This is a genomic window from Klebsiella sp. MISC125, from assembly GCF_051131775.1.
Taxonomy (GTDB): Bacteria; Pseudomonadota; Gammaproteobacteria; order Enterobacterales; family Enterobacteriaceae; genus Klebsiella.
The window spans coordinates 3659211-3677602 of sequence record NZ_CP180448.1; the positions used below are offsets into that span (position 1 = coordinate 3659211).

The 18392-nt window shown below is 52.6% G+C and carries 18 protein-coding genes; 7 read left to right on the forward strand and 11 right to left on the reverse strand.

Translation table 11 applies throughout. The annotated features are described in order from the left end of the window. Positions 1-228: 228 nt before the first annotated feature. The 6 genes from potA (at position 229) to ACMYSL_RS17395 (ending at position 5444) form a co-directional block, all read left to right on the forward strand. Positions 229-1365 (forward strand): spermidine/putrescine ABC transporter ATP-binding protein PotA, encoded by a 1137-nt coding sequence (gene potA / locus ACMYSL_RS17370; protein WP_434659197.1) that lies wholly within the window; start codon positions 229-231, stop codon positions 1363-1365. Then, complete coding sequence (gene potB / locus ACMYSL_RS17375) at positions 1349-2206, forward strand: spermidine/putrescine ABC transporter permease PotB (protein ID WP_142514168.1); 858 nt, start codon at positions 1349-1351, stop codon at positions 2204-2206. Before potA ends, potB begins: the two co-directional genes overlap by 17 nt. After that, a complete protein-coding gene (gene potC / locus ACMYSL_RS17380) occupies positions 2203-2988 on the forward strand; it encodes a spermidine/putrescine ABC transporter permease PotC (protein WP_181482658.1) in 786 nt (261 codons plus the stop codon). Before potB ends, potC begins: the two co-directional genes overlap by 4 nt. Beyond that, a complete protein-coding gene (potD, locus tag ACMYSL_RS17385; RefSeq protein WP_434659198.1) occupies positions 2985-4031 on the forward strand; it encodes a spermidine/putrescine ABC transporter substrate-binding protein PotD in 1047 nt (348 codons plus the stop codon). Before potC ends, potD begins: the two co-directional genes overlap by 4 nt. 184 nt (positions 4032-4215) lie before the next feature. Continuing rightward, positions 4216-4674, forward strand: a complete 459-nt coding sequence (locus tag ACMYSL_RS17390) for a DUF3592 domain-containing protein (protein WP_182237948.1) — start codon at positions 4216-4218, stop codon at positions 4672-4674. Continuing rightward, positions 4671-5444, forward strand: a complete 774-nt coding sequence (locus ACMYSL_RS17395) for a TPM domain-containing protein (protein ID WP_434659199.1) — start codon at positions 4671-4673, stop codon at positions 5442-5444. Before ACMYSL_RS17390 ends, ACMYSL_RS17395 begins: the two co-directional genes overlap by 4 nt. Before the next feature lie 211 nt (positions 5445-5655). Here ACMYSL_RS17395 and hxlA read toward each other — a convergent pair whose 3' ends face one another. From hxlA to ptsG, 4 genes are read right to left on the reverse strand one after another with little or no spacing between them, the layout of a single operon-like run. Next, entirely contained in the window at positions 5656-6291 is a 636-nt protein-coding gene (gene hxlA / locus ACMYSL_RS17400) for a 3-hexulose-6-phosphate synthase (RefSeq protein ID WP_434659200.1), read from the reverse strand. A gap of 16 nt (positions 6292-6307) precedes the next feature. Next, positions 6308-6871 (reverse strand): 6-phospho-3-hexuloisomerase, encoded by a 564-nt coding sequence (gene hxlB, locus ACMYSL_RS17405; protein ID WP_434659201.1) that lies wholly within the window; start codon positions 6869-6871, stop codon positions 6308-6310. Continuing rightward, positions 6871-7710, reverse strand: coding sequence for a glucose-6-phosphate isomerase family protein (locus ACMYSL_RS17410; protein ID WP_434659202.1), 840 nt, complete (start codon positions 7708-7710; stop codon positions 6871-6873). Before ACMYSL_RS17410 ends, hxlB begins: the two co-directional genes overlap by 1 nt. A gap of 10 nt (positions 7711-7720) precedes the next feature. Then, a complete protein-coding gene (ptsG, locus tag ACMYSL_RS17415) occupies positions 7721-9271 on the reverse strand; it encodes a glucose-specific PTS transporter subunit IIBC (protein ID WP_182237939.1) in 1551 nt (516 codons plus the stop codon). Between the two features lie 257 nt (positions 9272-9528). Here ptsG and ACMYSL_RS17420 point away from each other — a divergent pair, with 257 nt between their 5' ends. Next, a complete protein-coding gene (locus ACMYSL_RS17420) occupies positions 9529-11205 on the forward strand; it encodes an SgrR family transcriptional regulator (RefSeq protein ID WP_434659203.1) in 1677 nt (558 codons plus the stop codon). Positions 11206-11212: 7 nt separating this feature from the next. Here ACMYSL_RS17420 and ACMYSL_RS17425 read toward each other — a convergent pair whose 3' ends face one another. The 7 genes from ACMYSL_RS17425 to ACMYSL_RS17455 form a co-directional block, all read right to left on the reverse strand. Continuing rightward, positions 11213-11506 carry a hypothetical protein gene (locus tag ACMYSL_RS17425; protein WP_139537839.1) on the reverse strand — a complete coding sequence of 98 codons (294 nt, stop codon included), beginning with the start codon at positions 11504-11506 and terminating at the stop codon, positions 11213-11215. 158 nt (positions 11507-11664) lie between these two features. Further along, positions 11665-13668, reverse strand: a complete 2004-nt coding sequence (gene tkt / locus ACMYSL_RS17430; protein WP_434659204.1) for a transketolase — start codon at positions 13666-13668, stop codon at positions 11665-11667. A gap of 18 nt (positions 13669-13686) precedes the next feature. Next, the gene (tal, locus tag ACMYSL_RS17435; protein WP_434659205.1) at positions 13687-14637 is read right to left on the reverse strand and encodes a transaldolase; all 951 of its coding nucleotides are present in this window, start codon (positions 14635-14637) and stop codon (positions 13687-13689) included. 30 nt (positions 14638-14667) lie between these two features. Continuing rightward, on the reverse strand, positions 14668-15126 hold the full coding sequence (rpiB, locus tag ACMYSL_RS17440; protein ID WP_434659206.1) for a ribose 5-phosphate isomerase B: 459 nt from the start codon (positions 15124-15126) through the stop codon (positions 14668-14670). A 33-nt stretch (positions 15127-15159) separates the two neighbouring features. Beyond that, positions 15160-15528 (reverse strand): PTS glucitol/sorbitol transporter subunit IIA, encoded by a 369-nt coding sequence (locus tag ACMYSL_RS17445; protein WP_434659207.1) that lies wholly within the window; start codon positions 15526-15528, stop codon positions 15160-15162. A gap of 1 nt (position 15529) precedes the next feature. After that, complete coding sequence (locus tag ACMYSL_RS17450; RefSeq protein ID WP_142461409.1) at positions 15530-16549, reverse strand: 2-keto-3-deoxygluconate permease; 1020 nt, start codon at positions 16547-16549, stop codon at positions 15530-15532. A 92-nt stretch (positions 16550-16641) separates the two neighbouring features. Continuing rightward, on the reverse strand, positions 16642-18360 hold the full coding sequence (locus tag ACMYSL_RS17455) for a four-carbon acid sugar kinase family protein (RefSeq protein WP_434659208.1): 1719 nt from the start codon (positions 18358-18360) through the stop codon (positions 16642-16644). Positions 18361-18392: the final 32 nt, after the last annotated feature.

The window sequence follows — 18392 nt, forward strand, 5'->3', positions numbered from 1 at the left end:
TATTGATAAGCCGGAAAAGACAAATATTGCGTCAGGTCATTTTTAGCCCGGCAAATGAGAATTTAATACATTTCGAACGATAATGTTGTAAAGGTAGTTCATCGTGGCGCATCAATCATTGGCGATTACAATCGTTTGCCGTAGAATGCTTGCCCTTATTATTTCATGTGCAAACCCAAAGGTGGTTAACCACAAACCCCGCATCGGTAAGCTTTCCGCTGCGTCTACATGGGACAGAGTCAAAAATTGAATATACAACCGCGTTCGCGTTCGCCGCTGGTTCAACTGGCGGGAGTTCGCAAAAGCTTTGATGGTAAAACGGTAATATCCGACCTCAATCTGACCATCAACAACGGTGAGTTTCTCACCCTGCTTGGCCCCTCTGGCTGCGGTAAAACAACCGTTCTTCGTCTTATCGCCGGACTGGAAAACGTCGATAGCGGCCATATCCATCTCGAAGATCACGACATCACCCATATCCCGGCGGAAAACCGTCACGTTAACACCGTTTTTCAAAGCTATGCGCTCTTTCCGCACATGACGGTATTTGAGAACGTCGCCTTTGGCCTGCGCATGCAAAAAACCCCGGCGGCGGAAATTACCCCCCGCGTCCATGACGCTTTGCGCATGGTCCAGCTTGAAGAGTTTGCCCAGCGTAAACCGCATCAGCTTTCCGGTGGGCAACAGCAGCGCGTAGCGATTGCCCGAGCAGTGGTTAATAAACCGCGTCTGCTGCTGCTTGATGAATCCCTCTCCGCGCTGGACTACAAACTGCGCAAGCAGATGCAGAACGAGTTGAAAGCCCTCCAGCGTAAGCTCGGTATTACTTTCGTGTTCGTCACTCACGATCAGGAAGAAGCGCTAACCATGTCCGATCGCATCGTGGTGATGCGCGACGGAAAAATCGAGCAGGACGGCACGCCGCGTGAAATCTACGAAGAGCCGAAAAACCTGTTTGTCGCCAGCTTTATCGGCGAAATCAACCTCTTCAATGCCACGGTCATCGAACGTATCGACGAACAGCGAGTGCGTGCTAGCGTTGAAGGTCGTGAATGCAATATCTATGTCAACTTTGCCGTCGAAAATGGCCAGAAGCTCAATGTGTTACTGCGCCCGGAAGATCTACGCGTCGATGAGATTCACCACAGTAACGAGGCAGATGGCCTGATAGGCTATATCCGTGAACGCAACTATAAAGGCATGACGCTGGAGTCGGTGGTTGAGCTGGAAAACGGCAAGATGGTGATGGTCAGTGAATTCTTTAATGAAGACGATCCTGACTTTGACCACTCTCTCGACCAGAAAATGGCCATTAACTGGGTAGAAAGCTGGGAGGTTGTGCTGGCCGATGAAGAACACAAGTAGATTCCAAAATGTGGTGATTGCCACCATCGTGGGCTGGCTTGTGCTGTTTGTCTTTCTGCCCAACCTGATGATTATTGGCACCAGCTTCCTGACCCGCGACGATACCAATTTCGTCAAGCTGGTCTTTACGCTGGATAACTACGCGCGCCTGCTCGACCCGCTCTACTACGATGTGCTTCTGCACTCGCTGAATATGGCGCTGCTGGCAACGCTGGCCTGTCTGGCGCTCGGCTATCCCTTTGCCTGGTTTCTGGCGAGATTGCCCGAGAAAGTGCGTCCGCTGCTATTGTTTTTGCTGATCGTGCCTTTCTGGACCAATTCACTGATTCGTATCTACGGACTGAAGATCTTTCTCAGCACCAAAGGTTATCTCAACGAGTTTCTGCTGTGGTCAGGCGTTATCGATACGCCGCTGCGCATCATGTACACTCCCTCGGCGGTGATTATCGGCCTGGTCTATATTCTGCTGCCGTTTATGGTAATGCCGCTCTACTCCAGCATCGAGAAACTCGACCGCCCGCTGCTGGAAGCAGCGAAAGATCTGGGTGCCAACAAGCTGCAAACCTTTATCCGCATCATCATTCCGCTGACCATGCCGGGCATTATTGCTGGCTGCCTGTTGGTGATGCTCCCGGCGATGGGGCTGTTCTACGTTTCTGACCTGATGGGCGGCGCGAAAAACCTGCTTATCGGTAACGTGATTAAGAGCCAGTTCCTCAACATTCGCGACTGGCCATTCGGCGCAGCGACGAGCATTACGCTCACGTTGGTGATGGGCCTGATGCTGCTGATTTACTGGCGCGCGGCACGTTTACTGAATAAAAAGGTGGAGCTGGAATGATCGGTCGACTGCTGCGCGGCGGCTTTATGACCGCCATTTACGCGTACCTCTATATCCCCATTATTATTCTGATCGTCAACTCGTTTAACAGTTCACGCTTCGGCATTAACTGGCAAGGCTTCACTACCAAGTGGTATAGCCTGTTGATGAACAACGACAGCCTGCTGCAGGCGGCGCAGCACTCACTGACCATGGCGGTGTTGTCGGCGACTTTCGCCACGCTTATCGGCTCGCTGACCGCCGTGGCGCTGTATCGCTATCGCTTTCGCGGTAAGCCGTTTGTCAGCGGGATGCTGTTTGTGGTGATGATGTCGCCAGATATCGTGATGGCGATTTCGCTGCTGGTGCTGTTTATGCTGATCGGTATTCAGCTCGGCTTCTGGTCGCTGCTGTTTTCGCATATCACTTTCTGCCTGCCCTTTGTGGTCGTCACGGTATTCTCGCGCCTGAAGGGCTTCGACGTGCGGATGCTGGAAGCGGCAAAAGATCTCGGTGCCAGTGAAATAACCATTCTGCGCAAGATTATTCTGCCGCTGGCGTTGCCCGCAGTGGCAGCAGGCTGGCTGCTGAGCTTTACTCTGTCGATGGATGACGTGGTGGTCTCTTCGTTCGTTACCGGTCCAGGTTATGAAATCCTGCCGCTGAAAATTTATTCGATGGTCAAAGTTGGAGTATCGCCAGAGGTCAATGCGCTGGCGACCATTTTGTTGGTTCTGTCGCTGGTGATGGTGATTGCCAGCCAGTTAATTGCACGTGATAAAACTCAGGGGACGTTAAAATGAAAAAATGGTCACGCCACCTGCTCGCTGCGGGGGCTCTGGCAGTAGGTATGAGCGCCGCGCACGCGGACGATAGCAAAACGCTCTACTTCTATAACTGGACCGAGTATGTTCCACCGGGCCTGCTGGAGCAGTTCACCAAAGAGACCGGCATCAAGGTTATCTATTCGACCTACGAGTCGAACGAGACCATGTACGCCAAGCTCAAAACCTATAAAGACGGCGCTTATGACCTAGTGGTGCCGTCCACCTATTTCGTCGATAAAATGCGCAAAGAGGGCATGCTACAGAAGATCGACAAAAGCAAGCTGACCAACTTCGGCAATCTCGATCCTGAAATGCTGAACAAACCGTTCGATCCAAATAACGACTACTCGATCCCCTACATCTGGGGCGCGACGGCGATTGGCATCAATAGCGACGAAATCGATCCAAAGACCGTCACCAGTTGGGCTGATTTGTGGAAGCCCGAGTATAAAAGCAGCCTTCTGCTGACCGACGACGCGCGCGAAGTGTTCCAGGTCGCGTTGCGTAAACTGGGCTACTCCGGCAATACCACCGATCCGAAAGAGATTGAAGCGGCGTATAACGAGCTGAAAAAACTGATGCCTAACGTGGCGGCGTTCAACTCCGATAACCCGGCGAACCCGTATATGGAAGGCGAAGTAAATCTCGGCATGGTGTGGAACGGCTCTGCATGGGTGGCGCGCCAGGCCGGTACGCCGCTGGAAGTGGTATGGCCGAAAGAAGGCGGCATCTTCTGGATGGATAGCCTGTCGATCCCGGCAAACGCCAAAAACGTCGACGGCGCGCTGAAGCTGATCAACTTCCTGCTGCGCCCGGAAGTGGCCAAACAGGTGGCGGAAACTATCGGCTACCCGACGCCAAATCTCGCCGCGCGTAAGATGCTGAGCCCGGAAGTCGCTAACGATAAATCCCTCTACCCGGACGCCGAGACGATTCAAAAAGGCGAGTGGCAGAACGACGTCGGCGGCGCCAGCACCTTGTATGAAGAGTATTATCAAAAGCTGAAAGCGGGTCGTTAATCGCTCCAGCCTGCCGGGCTTCGGTTAAGTTTAATACCCAAAATAGTTCGAGTTGCATCACGGCGGCAACTAAACGCATCCCCGGGAGCGTACAAACAGTACGTGACCGGGGTAAGTGCAGGCAGCCAACAAAGATGCGGCTTGAAATATGACGGGTATTAATGTGTTACAAGGATAAGTACACATGAAACAAGACAGTAAAGTCCTTTATTATATCTTCCTCAGCATTGGCATCGTGATGATGCTCATCTCCGCCGCTATTTTTTATTATCAATATCGCTCTACCAGCAACGTTATCCATACTACCGGTATTATCGTTGATACCGAATTGCGCAGAAGCAACCCCAACGCCAAAGGGACAAAACGCAACAAAGCCACCTGGCGTCCCGTTGTCGCCTTCCGCCCGACGCCGGATTACACGCTCATTTTTAAATCAAAGAGCGGAAATTCCCTTTATGAAAACAGTGAAGGAGAAACCGTCGACGTTATTTACCCTCCTGGACAACCGCATCAGGCCAGAATCCATAGCCCATGGATGAATTTTTTTAAATGGGGTTTTTTAGGTCTTATTGGCATCATTTTTACTGCGGGTAGCCAGCTTATTCGCCCTTCCTCTAAAAAGAAACGGAGGGTAGTCCAGTGAGGAAGTTAATTACCCTATTGTTCTGTCTTTCGATATTTCATCCTGGTTTCGCAGCGTCAACGCCTGACATCGAAGGATACTTTACGGATACTACCAATACGGTCTCCAGTAAGAGCGACATTATCCAGCGCGCTGAGCTTTTCAAAAAGCAAACGGGGATCGCGCCGTTTATTCTGTTAACCACGCAAGAAACCCTTTTGCTGGCGAAAAAAGCACAACTCCTGCAATCGGCAAAACGACTGGCTGACGAAAATCAGGGCTTCCTTCTGCTGATTATCACTACCGACAGCCGCCAGATTGAACTGATTGGCGACCCGAAAGCACAGTCACGCCTACGGGACAGTCACGCGGCCTTAATCATTGAGAATCACACCCTCGCCTACTGGCAGAATAGTCTGTGGTTCCAGGGACTCAATACCGCGCTGGACGTATTACAGGCGGCGCTATTACAGCAGCCCACTCCGCCGCTCACCTGGTATGCTTCGTCGGATGCGCCCTACAAAAACGATTTGCCCGGCCATCCGCTCGGTTTTCTCTTCTGGGTACTGGCGTTTATGGCCTTCACATGGTGTTTCCGCTTCACCACCCGCTGGCGCTATGCGCTGAAGTTCACGCTGGCCATGACGATAGCCAACCTCTTTTATCAGGCGCTGTGCCTGTTCTTAAGTCACGGCGGGTTCTCACTGCACAAAATTGCTCCGCTATGGGCAGTGCTTATCGGCTTCTGCACCTTTCTGGCTACCTGGCTATGGACGAGAAGAAGGCGTTGAATAACGCCACTGATTGCTGACAAAGTGCACTCATCTGGAATTGCCCGGTGGCGGCTAGCGCCTTACCGGGCCTACGAAAATGCACAATTTATTAATATTGTGGGTTTTGTAGGCCGGGCAAGGCGTCAGCCGCCGCCCGGCAGAAACGCGAGCACAATTTTTAAATCTGGTTTGTCATCAGTCTCAGGCGTTGAATAACGCCGCTCTTTTCTTAACCCTGCTGGTGCAGAGCGTCGGCAATTAAGCGCGCTTCTTTCGCCGGGTCTTCCGCGTGGGTAATCGCAGAGCCCACAATCACCACGTCCGGCTTCAACGCCGCGTAGGAAGCAATCGTTTTGCTGCTGATGCCCCCGGCGACGGCGATTTTGGCATGGCGGCGGTGCTCAATCATCACCGCCAGGTCGTCAATCGGCTTACGCCCCGCGGCCTGCTGGTCGGTACCGGTGTGGACCGCCAGCATATTGGCGCCGGCATCTTCAAGCTGGTGCACGCGCGCCGGAAGGTCATCAACGCAAATCATATCGACCACCACCTGCTTACCGAAATCTTTCGCCGCCATAATGCAGGACTGAATGGTCAGAATATCCGTCACGCCCAATACCGTGACATATTCAGCGCCAGCGTTAAATGCCATTTCAGATTCAAAATAGCCGCCATCCATAATTTTGGCGTCAGCCAAAACTTCTTTATGCGGATATTTCTCTTTAATGGCTTTTATCGCATGGCATCCTTCACGAATTAAAAAGGGTGTTCCTACTTCAATAATATCAATATCCTTCTCAACTTTATCAATAAAGACCAGCGCTTCGCTTAAGGTCATTTCATCAATAGCCAGCTGTAATTTCATGTTAATTCCCCTATGATTATTCAAGATTGGCGTGCAGCGCAAAACCTTTGGTTAATAGATGGCCGTTCATTTCTGCCAGACGTAAAGTCAGGGTATCGCCGAGCAGCAATACGCTCTCTTCAAACATACTGCCGCCGGGCAGCACGCCTTTAACGTTATCCGGTCCGTCCGGCAGCTTGTCGGTATAGGCCGGCAGCTTCACCGTGACATCCGCCAGTTGGCCTAAGGTTGATTCTGGAAAGATGCTTAACAACGCAATTTTACCGCCCAGACTACGGGCCTTTTTGGCGACCTGAATCAGCAAACCGGTTTCACCGGACGCGCTGGCAAGCAGCAGCAAATCGCCTTCCCGCAACGCCGGAGTCACGACGTCACCAACAATATGCACGCTTATACCGATATGCATCAGCCGCATCGCAAACGCTTTAAGCATCAGCAGCGAACGCCCGGCCCCATAAACAAATACCGCAGGGGCTTCGCTAATGAGCAGTTCCAGATGCTGTACATCATCGGCATTCACTTTTTTAAATAGCTGATGCAGATCGTTGCTGGCCTGAATGACGTTATTTACCGAGTTCATTATCTTCCCTCCCGAACGGGCAATAACTCATCGTGAATATCCAGCATGGACATAATTTCATCGACATAACTGTCAACGTTACCCAAAAAATGAAAACGCTGCGGGTCTTCTTGATAGCTCTGATAAACCGGTTTATTAAAGACGATCCCCAGCCGTGGATTCTCTTTTACCGTGGCAAAGCGTATTTTCGGCAATTGTGGATAATGTTTATTTTTCACCACCGTCAACTGACCGCTCTCTTCATAGACCGAACAGCTCATACCGTGATAATACTGAACGGGTTCGTAGTGGATCGCACAGGGGACATAGGCCAGATTGCTGAATACCAGCGGACCGTCACCAATATTAATTGCGCAGTGGCCATAATTTGGCGGAACAATGATACTTTGCCCGGCCTTAACGACGGCAATAATAATGTCATCTACCGCTAACTCTTGTGGATCAACGGAATAATCTGGTGATTTTTGCAGAACATAGGCCGCCGTACCGCTGATGACTTCATACACCTCAGGGTGCGTATTCTTACCGCTCTCATTAATGCCATGATAATGGCCGCTGGTTTTCTTACGCTCATTGCCAATCAGCCCGGACAGCACAATCGTAATATCGTAGCGATACCTGTCGGCTTCCAGTGTTTTTTCATCTTCAGGGAAAGCAATCCCCCGATAAACATCATAAACCAGGGTATCTTTTTTCTCTTCGCTAAATTCCCAGAGTAGCCCCGCCATCTGCCCGGCTTTTTTTCGTCCATAGCCTAAATAATTCAACGGTGCCTTAAGAGCCATAACCTCATCGGTATCCAGCCACAGGGGAATACCGCTATGCGTGAGTAATTTCATAGAACCTCCTTTAAGAGTGAACAGTGTGAAGTACAGCCTTTTCCTGCTGCGCCTTAACGGCGCGAATTTCTTCTTTTAAACGGTCGGATTTCATGCCAAAAACGCTTTGAATATTCTGTCCAACCTCAACAATTCCCGATGCGCCTAATTGTTTAAGCCTGTTCTTATCCACAATAGCTTTATCGACAACATCAATACGCAGTCGCGACATGCAAGCCTCAATGCTGCGCATATTCTCTAATCCACCGTAGGCGGCAATAATGTTGGTGATTAGCGCATCCGATTTCACATCCGCGCTATTACCGTTTTCTGCTAATATTTTTTCACGCCCCGGAGTGAGTAAATTCCAGCGTTTAATTGCCCAGCTAAACAGGAAGTAATAAACCGCGCCCATCACCAGACCGACCGGAATCACCATGTACCAGTTGCCGCCGCGCGGCAGTACGCCAAAAAATAGGTAGTCAATTAAACCGCCGGAGAACGACAGACCAATGTGAACGCTGAACAATTCCATCAGCAGGAATACTACCCCGGCAAGCACCGCATGAATGCCGTAGAGCACCGGTGCGACGAACAGGAACGAGAACTCCACGGGTTCAGTAATGCCGCAGACGATAGAAGTAATCGCGCCGGAGAGCATAATGCCTTTTACCCGCGCCTTATTTTCGTCATCAGCGCAGCGATAAATCGCCAGGGCAATGGCCGGGATACAGAACATCTTGATTGGCGTCAGGCCGGCCATAAAGGTCCCGGCGGTGAGCGGCACCTGGTCTTTTAACTGCGCGAAGAAAATCAGCTGATCGCCGTGAACCACCTGCCCGGCTTTATTAACGTATTCGCCAAACTGTAACCAGAAGGTAGGCCACCAGACGTGGTTTAAACCAAAAGGAATCAGCAGGCGCTCTACGAAACCAAACAGGAAAGCGGAGAACCCAAGGCCGGAGTTCATCATGGTATTAGACAGGCCATTAATCGCATGCTGCACCGGAGGCCAGATGATTGCCATAACCAAACCAACAAACAGCGCTGCGAAGGAGGTAATAATTGGCACAAAGCGCTTGCCGGAAAAGAATTCCAGCCAGGAAGGCAAGCTTATCTGGTAATAACGCTTATAGAGCCATGCGGCGATAATACCGATAACAATCCCGCCAAAAACCCCCGTTTGTAGCGATGGAATCCCCAGCACAAAGGTATAATCGCGCACCTGAGATACCGATTCGGCAGTAATACCTAAAAACTGCCCGATGGTGACATTCATTATCAAAAATCCGACTATCGCCGATAGCCCGGCAATACCCTGATCGTTTGACAATCCCACCGCTACGCCGACGGCAAATAACAACGGCAGATTGGCAAATATAATTCCGCCTGCCTCCGACATAAGTTTTAATGTGTGAACTAACCAATTTGCACCCAGAAAAGGCAGCTGCGCCACAATATTGGGATCCTGTAAACTGGTACCAAATGCCAATAAAATCCCTGCCGCCGGTAACATTGCAATAGGAATCATTAGCGAGCGACCAATACTTTGCAGTTTTTGCAACAAATTAAATTTTTCCATTCCGCAACTCCTGATGATCGTTGAACGTCATTTAGCCCGAAATATTTTTTTGCTTTCGCAACTCTGACTTACACGTTTACTCCAGGCTGCGAATAGACTGATTATTTGCCGTGGAATGCTTTTTAAAAACTGTAATAAGCCACACTTATTACTTCCGGTTTTAGCCAAAAACAGGAAGTACTTTGAACGCAATCACACTTAAAGCCGCCATTCCTGCATAAAATAGGAAAAAATTCCTTTTATGGAGCGGAAAACTGATGGCGAATATCGAAGATCACTTCCGCAAATTGTACGCACGCTACGGCGTCGGCCAGGATATGCCGGTCCAGGTGCAGCAAATTGCCGAGTTGTTCGATTGTTCAATAAGAAATGCGCGTATTACCCTCACGCGGATGCAGCAGGAAAAATGGATAGAGTGGCAGCCCCAGCGCGGTCGGGGTAAACAATCGATATTGCGTCTGCTGATCGCACCGGATACGTTAATCAACCAGAATATTGAGCAGATGATTGCCCATTTTGACTACGGCAACGTGCTGAAATTTATTGGCAATGAAAAACAGGCCCTGAATCGAATTATTCAATATCGCTTCGGCGCCCAAGAAAATAATAGCGAAACCCGCGTTCGTATTCCCTATTATCGCGATATTGACCGGCTCAATCCCCTGCACCCGCTGCGGCGTACGGAGCGACATCTGGTTCGTCAGTGTTTAAGCGGTCTGACCCGTTATGACGGCGTTCAGGGAAAAATTGTCCCGGATATCGCGCATTACTGGACTCACAACGAGCAGGCTACTCGCTGGGAGTTCTATATAAAATCAACGGCCCATTTTTCCGACGGCGAACGGCTCAGCGCGCCTCTGTTGGCGCGCTGTCTGAACGCCGCCAGCCAGAGCCCCTGGTTTGCTGCGTTGTTTAGTGATTTATCCGCCATTTACGCTGCCGATGAATACCAGATGGTGGTCGAAACATCTGTCTCAATGAACCGGCTCGACTGCCTGCTGGCGACCCAGGCCGCTCTGATTTTCGACCTGCGGGACAGCGAAATGCGCTGTAGCGGCCCCTTTCGCATTCAGCGGCACCAGGGCAACTTTCTGACGCTCCATCGCAATGAGCATTATCATCAGGCCCGGCCAATGCTCAATGAAATCAACATCTTTACCTGGGCACCGGAGAGCATCAGCATGAGTTTTATCCCGGTGTTACACGGAGAGCAGGCGCTGGATACCCGCCCGCTTAGCGAGCGGCAGCTGGAAAAAGGGAGTTGCTTTGTGCTGGTGGATAACGAAGGGCTTTTCGCTGACGATGTCGGCAGGCGTTTTCTCAATCACGTGCTGCAACCCATGGCGCTGCTCGATCGCACTAATCTTCCACAAGAGTACGCCAGCATCCTGTCGATTGCGCAAGGGTTACTGCCAGAATGGAACCACCGACGGGTCGATTTCGGCAATATTCCGCTACCGTTTACCGCTCACCGTCAGGTAACGATTGCCACCTTCGGTCAACCGGAGCTTGTCGAGCTTGCGCAGGCCATGGCCGACATCCTGCGTGGGCATCATTTTCAATGCACCGTGCACGTTTACACTTTTGAAGAATTTACGATGGGGAACACGCAGAGCGCGGATGTCTGGCTCACTAATTTTATGCTGGATACGCTTTCCAGCCCGGCTTTCCTGGACTGGCTGGCCTCGTCCCCCGTCTTTCGCCATTTGCCGGAAAAAGCGCAACAGGATCATCGGGCGCTTATTCAGCACATTCTCAATGAGGCCGACGATGTTGCCCATCAGCGCATCAACGAACACTTTCATCAGCTCACTCATCAGCGGTGGATTATTCCGCTGCTGCACCACTGGATGGAGTTCGCTAACGAAAATTCGTTTACCTGGCGCGATTTGAGCACCCTGGGCTGGCCCGATTTCAGCCAGCTGTGGCTATAGTGAAGGGTTACGCTCTTAGCGGGTGGATCCTTGATTTAACCAGCGCTTCCTCAACGTCAAAATCCGCCAGCGGGTAGTTGGTCGCCACCAGATAAAATCGGCCATCTTGCGCCGGGTATTCATGTACGTTGTAGTTCACCATTTTTGGCTGCGCGGAGGCGGAATCTGTATTGGCGGCGTAACGCTGAACCGGCGCTGAATATTTCGAACGGACCTGGAGAGAGTGGGTTTTGATATCGCGGTAGGTTTCGCCGTGATGTTCGTCGCCGAGGATAAGGTAGTCAACATACTCAGTGGCCATGGTTATATTCCTTCTCTGTTACCTGAGTTAAGGAACATGCCACAAATGAATATTTGATAATGCCTCGTTAGTCACAATGTTACTTTTTTGTGAAGCAAAACGGTATTGAAAGCTCCCGGAGGCGGTGCTGCGCCCCGTCCCCAGGAACGGTGAAAGGCCTACAGCAGCGCTTTCGCTTTGGCGACTACGTTGTCAACGGTGAAGCCAAACTCTTCAAACAGCAGCTCTGCCGGAGCAGATTCACCGAAGGTAGTCATGCCGACGATAGCGCCGTTCAGGCCCACGTATTTGAACCAGTAGTCAGCGATACCAGCTTCAACCGCCACGCGAGCAGAGACCGCTTTCGGCAGCACGGCTTCACGGTAAGCCGCATCCTGCTTGTCGAATGCGTCGGTAGACGGCATGGAAACCACGCGCGCCTTCACGCCTTCGGCAGTCAGTTTTTCGTATGCGGCTACCGCCAGCTCCACTTCTGAACCGGTGGCGATGAAGATAATCTCCGGTTGACCCGCGCAATCTTTCAGCACGTAGCCACCGCGGGCGATGTTCGCCAGCTGCTCTTCGGTACGTTCCTGCTGCGCCAGGTTCTGACGGGAGAGGATCAGCGCGGTCGGGCCGTCCTGACGCTCAACGCCGTATTTCCACGCGACAGCGGATTCAACCTGGTCACACGGACGCCATGTGGACATGTTTGGCGTGACGCGCAGGGAAGCAACCTGCTCAACCGGCTGGTGGGTCGGGCCATCTTCGCCCAGACCGATGGAGTCGTGGGTATAGACCATCACCTGACGCTGCTTCATGAGAGCCGCCATACGCACCGCGTTGCGCGCGTATTCGACGAACATCAGGAAGGTGGAGGTGTACGGCAGGAAACCGCCGTGCAGCGAGATACCGTTGGCAATCGCGGTCATCCCGAATTCACGCACGCCGTAGTGGATGTAGTTACCGGCGGTGTCTTCGTTGATGGCTTTAGAGCCGGACCAGATGGTCAGGTTAGACGGTGCCAGGTCAGCGGAGCCGCCGAGGAATTCAGGCAGCAACGGACCGAAAGCTTCGATCGCATTCTGGGATGCTTTACGGCTGGCGATTTTCGCCGGATTCGCCTGCAGCTTAGCGATGAACTCATTCGCTTTCGCATCGAAGTCAGACGGCATATCGCCTTTCATACGACGGGTGAATTCTGCCGCTTCCTGCGGGAAGGCTTTGGCCCAGGCGGCGAACTTCTCGTTCCAGGAGGCTTCTTTCGCCTGACCGGCTTCTTTCGCATCCCATTGAGCATAGATATCAGACGGGATTTCAAAGGCCGGGTGTTTCCAGCCCAAAGCATCGCGGGTCAGCGCGATTTCCGCGTCGCCCAGCGGCGCGCCGTGGGAGTCGTGAGTGCCCTGTTTGTTCGGCGAACCAAAACCGATGATGGTTTTGCACATCAGCAGAGACGGTTTGTCGGTAGCTGCACGCGCTTCTTCCACCGCGCGTTTAATCGCCTCCGCATCGTGACCGTCCACGCCACGAACAACGTGCCAGCCGTAGGCTTCAAAACGCTTCGCGGTGTCGTCGGTGAACCAGCCTTCAACGTGACCGTCGATGGAGATGCCGTTGTCGTCATAGAACGCCACCAGCTTGCCCAGTTTCAGGGTACCGGCCAGGGAGCATACCTCGTGAGAGATACCTTCCATCATGCAGCCATCGCCCATAAAGACGTAGGTAAAGTGGTCAACAATGTCGTGGCCCGGGCGGTTGAACTGCGCCGCCAGCGTTTTCTCCGCAATCGCCATACCCACCGCATTGGCAATCCCCTGCCCAAGCGGCCCGGTGGTGGTTTCTACACCCGGGGTGTAACCCACTTCCGGGTGGCCCGGCGTTTTAGAGTGCATCTGGCGGAAACTCTGCAAATCGTTCAGCGAAACATCGTAGCCCGTCAGATGCAGCAGGCTGTAAATCAGCATCGAGCCGTGACCGTTGGAGAGAATAAAGCGGTCACGATCGGCCCATGCCGGGTTGCTCGGGTTATGCCGCAGGAAGTCCCGCCACAGGACCTCCGCAATATCCGCCATCCCCATCGGCGCCCCGGGGTGGCCGGAGTTTGCCTTCTGCACCGCGTCCATGCTCAGCGCACGCAGCGCATTGGCGCACAGGCGGCGGGTATTATTGGTTGTGTTCATCAGGATATTCCCCACGCCTTACAGCATCTGCTGAATCTGATTTTCCAGTTTGACCTGGTCGACCGCGAACAACCGGATCCCTTCCGCCAGTTTATCCACTGCCATGGGGTCCTGATTATGCGACCAGAGGAACTCCGCCTGGGTCATCGGGCTGGGGCGGGTTTCCGTCACGTTGCCTGGCAACAACTGACGGGTCAGGGTACCTTCGCTGGCGGCCAGTTCATCAAGCAGCGCCGGAGAGATAGTCAAACGATCGCAGCCTGCCAGCGCCTGGATCTGCTCAATGCGGCGGAAGCTGGCGCCCATCACCACGGTGTCGTAGCCGTGGGACTTGTAGTACTGATAAATCTGGCGCACGGAAACCACGCCCGGATCGCGGTCCACCTGATACTCCGCCTGCGGCTGATTTTTCTGATACCAGTCGTAAATACGTCCGACAAACGGCGAGATTAAAAAGACGCCCGCTTCGGCGCAGGCCCGTGCCTGAGCAAAAGAGAACAGCAGGGTCAGGTTGCAGTTGATGCCGCTCTGCTCCAGCTCTTCAGCAGCACGAATGCCCTCCCAGGTGGCGGCAAGCTTGATTAAGATACGCTCTGGACCGACACCGTTCTTTTCGTACATCTGGATAAGTTTGCGTGCTTTCGACACGCACATCCCGCGATCCCAGGCAAATCGGGCATCGACTTCTGTCGAGATACGCCCCGGTACGTGGCGCAGCACTTCGCTACCGATATCCACCGCCACCTGGTCGCAGGCGTTAATCAGCTGCGTTTGTGCGCTGCCGCCCTGCTGGCGAGCCTTGCCGATAGCGTCGGCAATCAGCGCCTGATACTGCGGCAGCTGTGCGGCCTTGAGCACCAGCGAAGGGTTAGTTGTGGCATCCTGCGGGGCAAATTTTTTAATCGATTCAATATCACCGGTATCGGCGACAACTGTGGTGTATTTTTTCAGCTCGTCTAATTGGCTCATAGTCTGTTCCTTATATTACGACTGCGGATATTAATCTCTGGCGTGCTGGTGTTCGTAATAATCGATACGCTCTACTTTCGATGCAGAGCCGCCGCCTTCATATTCGGATTCAAGCCATGCCTGAATAATTTTTTTGCCCAGCTCCGGGCCAATCACGCGAGCCCCAAGGGTAATAATCTGCGCATTATTACTTTTGCGCGCCCGTTCGGCGGAGAAGGTATCGTGGCACTGGGCTGCACGAACGCCCGGCACTTTATTCGCCACAATGCTCATCCCAATACCGGTGCCGCAAATTAAAATGCCGCGTTCGTGCTCGCCCTGCTTAATCGACATCGCCACCGCATGGGCAACGTCCGGATAGACCGTACTGCCCTGGCGTTTATCGCTGCTGTAATCCGCGACGTTAATTCCCTGCCCATTCAGATAAGCGACGATAGCGTCGCGGAAAGCATAGGCGGCATCATCCGCACCAATAGCGATTGTTTTCATTGTAGTTTCCTTAATTTAACAGTACGTCTTAATTCAGATTTTATAGAAAGAAATTCGGTCGCCAGTTTGGATATATTGTGGTGTTTTGCCACAAAGATGTACCGTCCCTGGTAATTCAGCGCTTACCGCCCCATCAAAATTTAATGTAATATGACCAAGCTGTTTTAAATTTGCCGTTGCAACACTGCCCACCGCAGTCACCCGATAAATAGTCTCATTTATTTTCATTATCTGCCCGGGTGACAGTTCAGCCGTCAGCTCACTGCCCTGGTGTACGGCGCAATACATCGCAATATCGTCAGGAACGGAATCTGAGAATAAAATCAGTTTCTGCTCCAGCAGGTAGTTTTCAACATATTCCCCAACAGCCGTGATAAGTAATGAATACAACGGCACGGTCATATTATTTGTTTCCTTTTGCGGCATGAGAAGATAATGCTACCTTCTCTTCACTCTCTTCTTTTTTTACCGGTTCAACGGCCGGGGCTCGCTTTTTCAGGCGTTTATCGAACCAGGCCACCAGAATCGGTGCGGTGATCATGGTGATAATGCTCGCCGTCGCCAGCTGTGCGGTGGCGGCATCAACGTACATCGCCAAAGAAGGGTCGGCCTGAGCCACCATTGCTGGCGTCAGCGCCGAACTGGCGGCAGTCGTCCCCAACGCGGCACCCAGCGCAGTTTTCTTCTTCAGAAACAGGTTGTAGATAAAGTAGAACACAATGCCGGTTATCGCGGAGATAATACCCAGTAAGATCCCGGACAAACCGGCGGTAAAGACCGTATTGATACTGGAGTTTGCGCCGATAGCAAACGACATAATAATGATGATCAGCGGTTGAGCGGCGGCGCACAGCTGCTTGAAGCGCTCATCAAGGTTGCCCCACAGCATGCCAATCAGTAAAGGGATCAGCATCGACAGCAGCGCGGCGAACGGGATATTAGCCAACCCGCTGACGCCCAGTACCATCATGGTCACGAACGGACCATCTTTGACGCAGAAGACGGAAATAGCCCCAGCATCGCTGGCATCGCCGTAGTTGCTGCATAGCGCGATATACAGCGAGCTGTTGGAGCTGGTTAAGCAGGCAATCAGCGCCAGCGTCGAGATGCCAAGAAAACCATTAGGGCCAAACATCGCCCCAGCGGCCCATACGGCCAGCGCACCGGCAAGGCATTTAAGGAACAACAGCACCGCGCCTTTATAGAGTGGCAGCCCGGCCTGGCGGATATTAATCGATGTGCCACAAATAAGCAGAAAAATGCCCATCATCGCGCTGGAACCGACTTTAAATAATGCGGTCGTCGGGCCGCCGATGCCCAGAACTTCAGGAGCAAAGGTATTAATAAGAATCGCCGCGAGCAACGGTATAATAATTAAACCGCCTGGCACCTTATTCATTTTCTCAAGTATATTTATGTTCATAGGGTAACTCATAAATTATGATTTAACAGAGATAACGACGCAATACTACCCGTACGACCATTACGCCGTTTTTTAGTTATATGACTTTTGGGTTATTGCTGTGATTCTTTATAAATTCTATCGACAATGGTACTAATAATATCCTCCGGCCCGGTTAAACCTCCTTTGCCGACGCAAATCAACCCGGCATAATCGCCGCCGATAATACGCACCATATCGGTTTGCGGTATCACATAGTCAATCATTTCAATACCGGTAGCACCGAGTTCCTTCAGCACATTCACCATGGTGTCACCGCCGGTCATATACAGACCTTTAATTTCACCCGATGCGCAGTTAAGCACTTCACGCACGATACTCCCCAATCCCTGGTTAATATTTTCCGCAGCCTGACCGTGCGCCAGGCCAAATCGCTGCTCTTCTTCCTGAAGATTCAATAACCGTCCGGTTAACGCAGATTCAAAAACAAACAGCGCGTTCTGCTGTGCCGGTACGCACTGCCGCGCATGCTGAACCACGCGATTGACTTCGATCTCAGCGGCATTTTTCTTGTCGACCAGCAGCTCGGCATCGACTGGGATATGGCAAACCCTTTCATCATTGGCGATCAGATGCTGGAGTTGCCTTTTGGTCACCGGCGTTGCGCTCCCGGCGACGACCAGGATCGAGCCGCGCGGGTTTTCCGCTGCCGCGGTCGTTGACGCGCTGTTGCGCGCTTCCCGCATCAGGCCGCGACGCACCGCCAGCCGTTCGGTAAATGGACCCGGATCGACCGCCAGCACATTCCAGTTCAGCGAAACCACCGCCCCGGCAATCGCGTCGACATCCTCAACCGTAATCGCATCAACCACGATGACCCGCACACCGCGCTGCTGCTGTTCCTGGAGAGCCTGCTGAATCTGCCCCTCGCCTTTCATCACCGAAGCCAGCGCGATATGCCCGACCTGATGATGGGTTTGCGCTGCCAACAGCCCCGGAACCCACGACTCGGTCACCGGAGTACGCACATCGCGAGCCACATCGGTACGCGAGAGCGCAACGGAGTCAATCACCGAGTAGCCGCCAACCAGAATACGGCGCGACTGCGGCATCGCGGGGACCACTACGGCAACCGTTTCCAGCGGCAGCTGTTCCAGCATAGCGTCGATTTCAAAACCAATACCGCCGCGCAGAGTGGTATCAATACGTTTGGTAAAGTAGTGCGCCCCGCGCGCCTGCAGCTGCTTCACCGCGGCGCTAACCTGATGCTGAGCTTCAGCTTTCGGCAGTGGACGGCTGTCGCTACTAACCACCATCGCCGGATACTCTACTTCGTTGCGGGCGAAAGATTCGGTATCGAAAAAGGCGGCGGTTTTCAAGCCGCTGCGCGCCAGCAGTACCCCAACGGTGGTCGCACCGGTCAGGTCGTCGGCGACGATGCCCAGCTTACCGCCTTCTCCTTGCGGCCAGACCATTTCGATACAGGCTGGCGTGACGCCGGAAACGTATATTCCTTCGTGAATAAACTCCGCCAGCGGGCCGCTTTTGCCGGTTGGATGCAGGTTAATCGTCGGAATACCGCGTTTGGGATAGAGACCGCAGCGCAGCGTGCCGCCGCAGTCGATAACCATCAGACCAATTTCCTCTTCCGGCGGCTCGCCGTTTTTAAAGACATCAACGGACGGCCAGCCGGTAAGCTCGCTCAGGCGTTCAACTACCGGGGGACAAATCCCCCCGGTAATATAAGCAATCTTTTTCGCCTGGCTAATATTAATGGTCAGCGGCCCACCCCAGCCCTTACTGCCCTTGCTAATCAACAGATGTTTTTCCATTTCTCTGCCCTTTTGCTTCGCATGAACGTCAG

Coding starts and splice junctions, on each gene's coding strand:
- potA (WP_434659197.1), top strand. CDS start 229: ATGGGACAGAGTCAAAAATTGAATATACAACCGCGTTCGCGTTCGCCG.
- potB (WP_142514168.1), top strand. CDS start 1,349: ATGAAGAACACAAGTAGATTCCAAAATGTGGTGATTGCCACCATCGTG.
- potC (WP_181482658.1), top strand. CDS start 2,203: ATGATCGGTCGACTGCTGCGCGGCGGCTTTATGACCGCCATTTACGCG.
- potD (WP_434659198.1), top strand. CDS start 2,985: ATGAAAAAATGGTCACGCCACCTGCTCGCTGCGGGGGCTCTGGCAGTA.
- ACMYSL_RS17390 (WP_182237948.1), top strand. CDS start 4,216: ATGAAACAAGACAGTAAAGTCCTTTATTATATCTTCCTCAGCATTGGC.
- hxlA (WP_434659200.1), bottom strand. CDS start 6,291: ATGAAATTACAGCTGGCTATTGATGAAATGACCTTAAGCGAAGCGCTG.
- hxlB (WP_434659201.1), bottom strand. CDS start 6,871: ATGAACTCGGTAAATAACGTCATTCAGGCCAGCAACGATCTGCATCAG.
- ACMYSL_RS17410 (WP_434659202.1), bottom strand. CDS start 7,710: ATGAAATTACTCACGCATAGCGGTATTCCCCTGTGGCTGGATACCGAT.
- ptsG (WP_182237939.1), bottom strand. CDS start 9,271: ATGGAAAAATTTAATTTGTTGCAAAAACTGCAAAGTATTGGTCGCTCG.
- ACMYSL_RS17420 (WP_434659203.1), top strand. CDS start 9,529: ATGGCGAATATCGAAGATCACTTCCGCAAATTGTACGCACGCTACGGC.
- ACMYSL_RS17425 (WP_139537839.1), bottom strand. CDS start 11,506: ATGGCCACTGAGTATGTTGACTACCTTATCCTCGGCGACGAACATCAC.
- tkt (WP_434659204.1), bottom strand. CDS start 13,668: ATGAACACAACCAATAATACCCGCCGCCTGTGCGCCAATGCGCTGCGT.
- tal (WP_434659205.1), bottom strand. CDS start 14,637: ATGAGCCAATTAGACGAGCTGAAAAAATACACCACAGTTGTCGCCGAT.
- rpiB (WP_434659206.1), bottom strand. CDS start 15,126: ATGAAAACAATCGCTATTGGTGCGGATGATGCCGCCTATGCTTTCCGC.
- ACMYSL_RS17445 (WP_434659207.1), bottom strand. CDS start 15,528: ATGACCGTGCCGTTGTATTCATTACTTATCACGGCTGTTGGGGAATAT.
- ACMYSL_RS17450 (WP_142461409.1), bottom strand. CDS start 16,549: ATGAACATAAATATACTTGAGAAAATGAATAAGGTGCCAGGCGGTTTA.
- ACMYSL_RS17455 (WP_434659208.1), bottom strand. CDS start 18,360: ATGGAAAAACATCTGTTGATTAGCAAGGGCAGTAAGGGCTGGGGTGGG.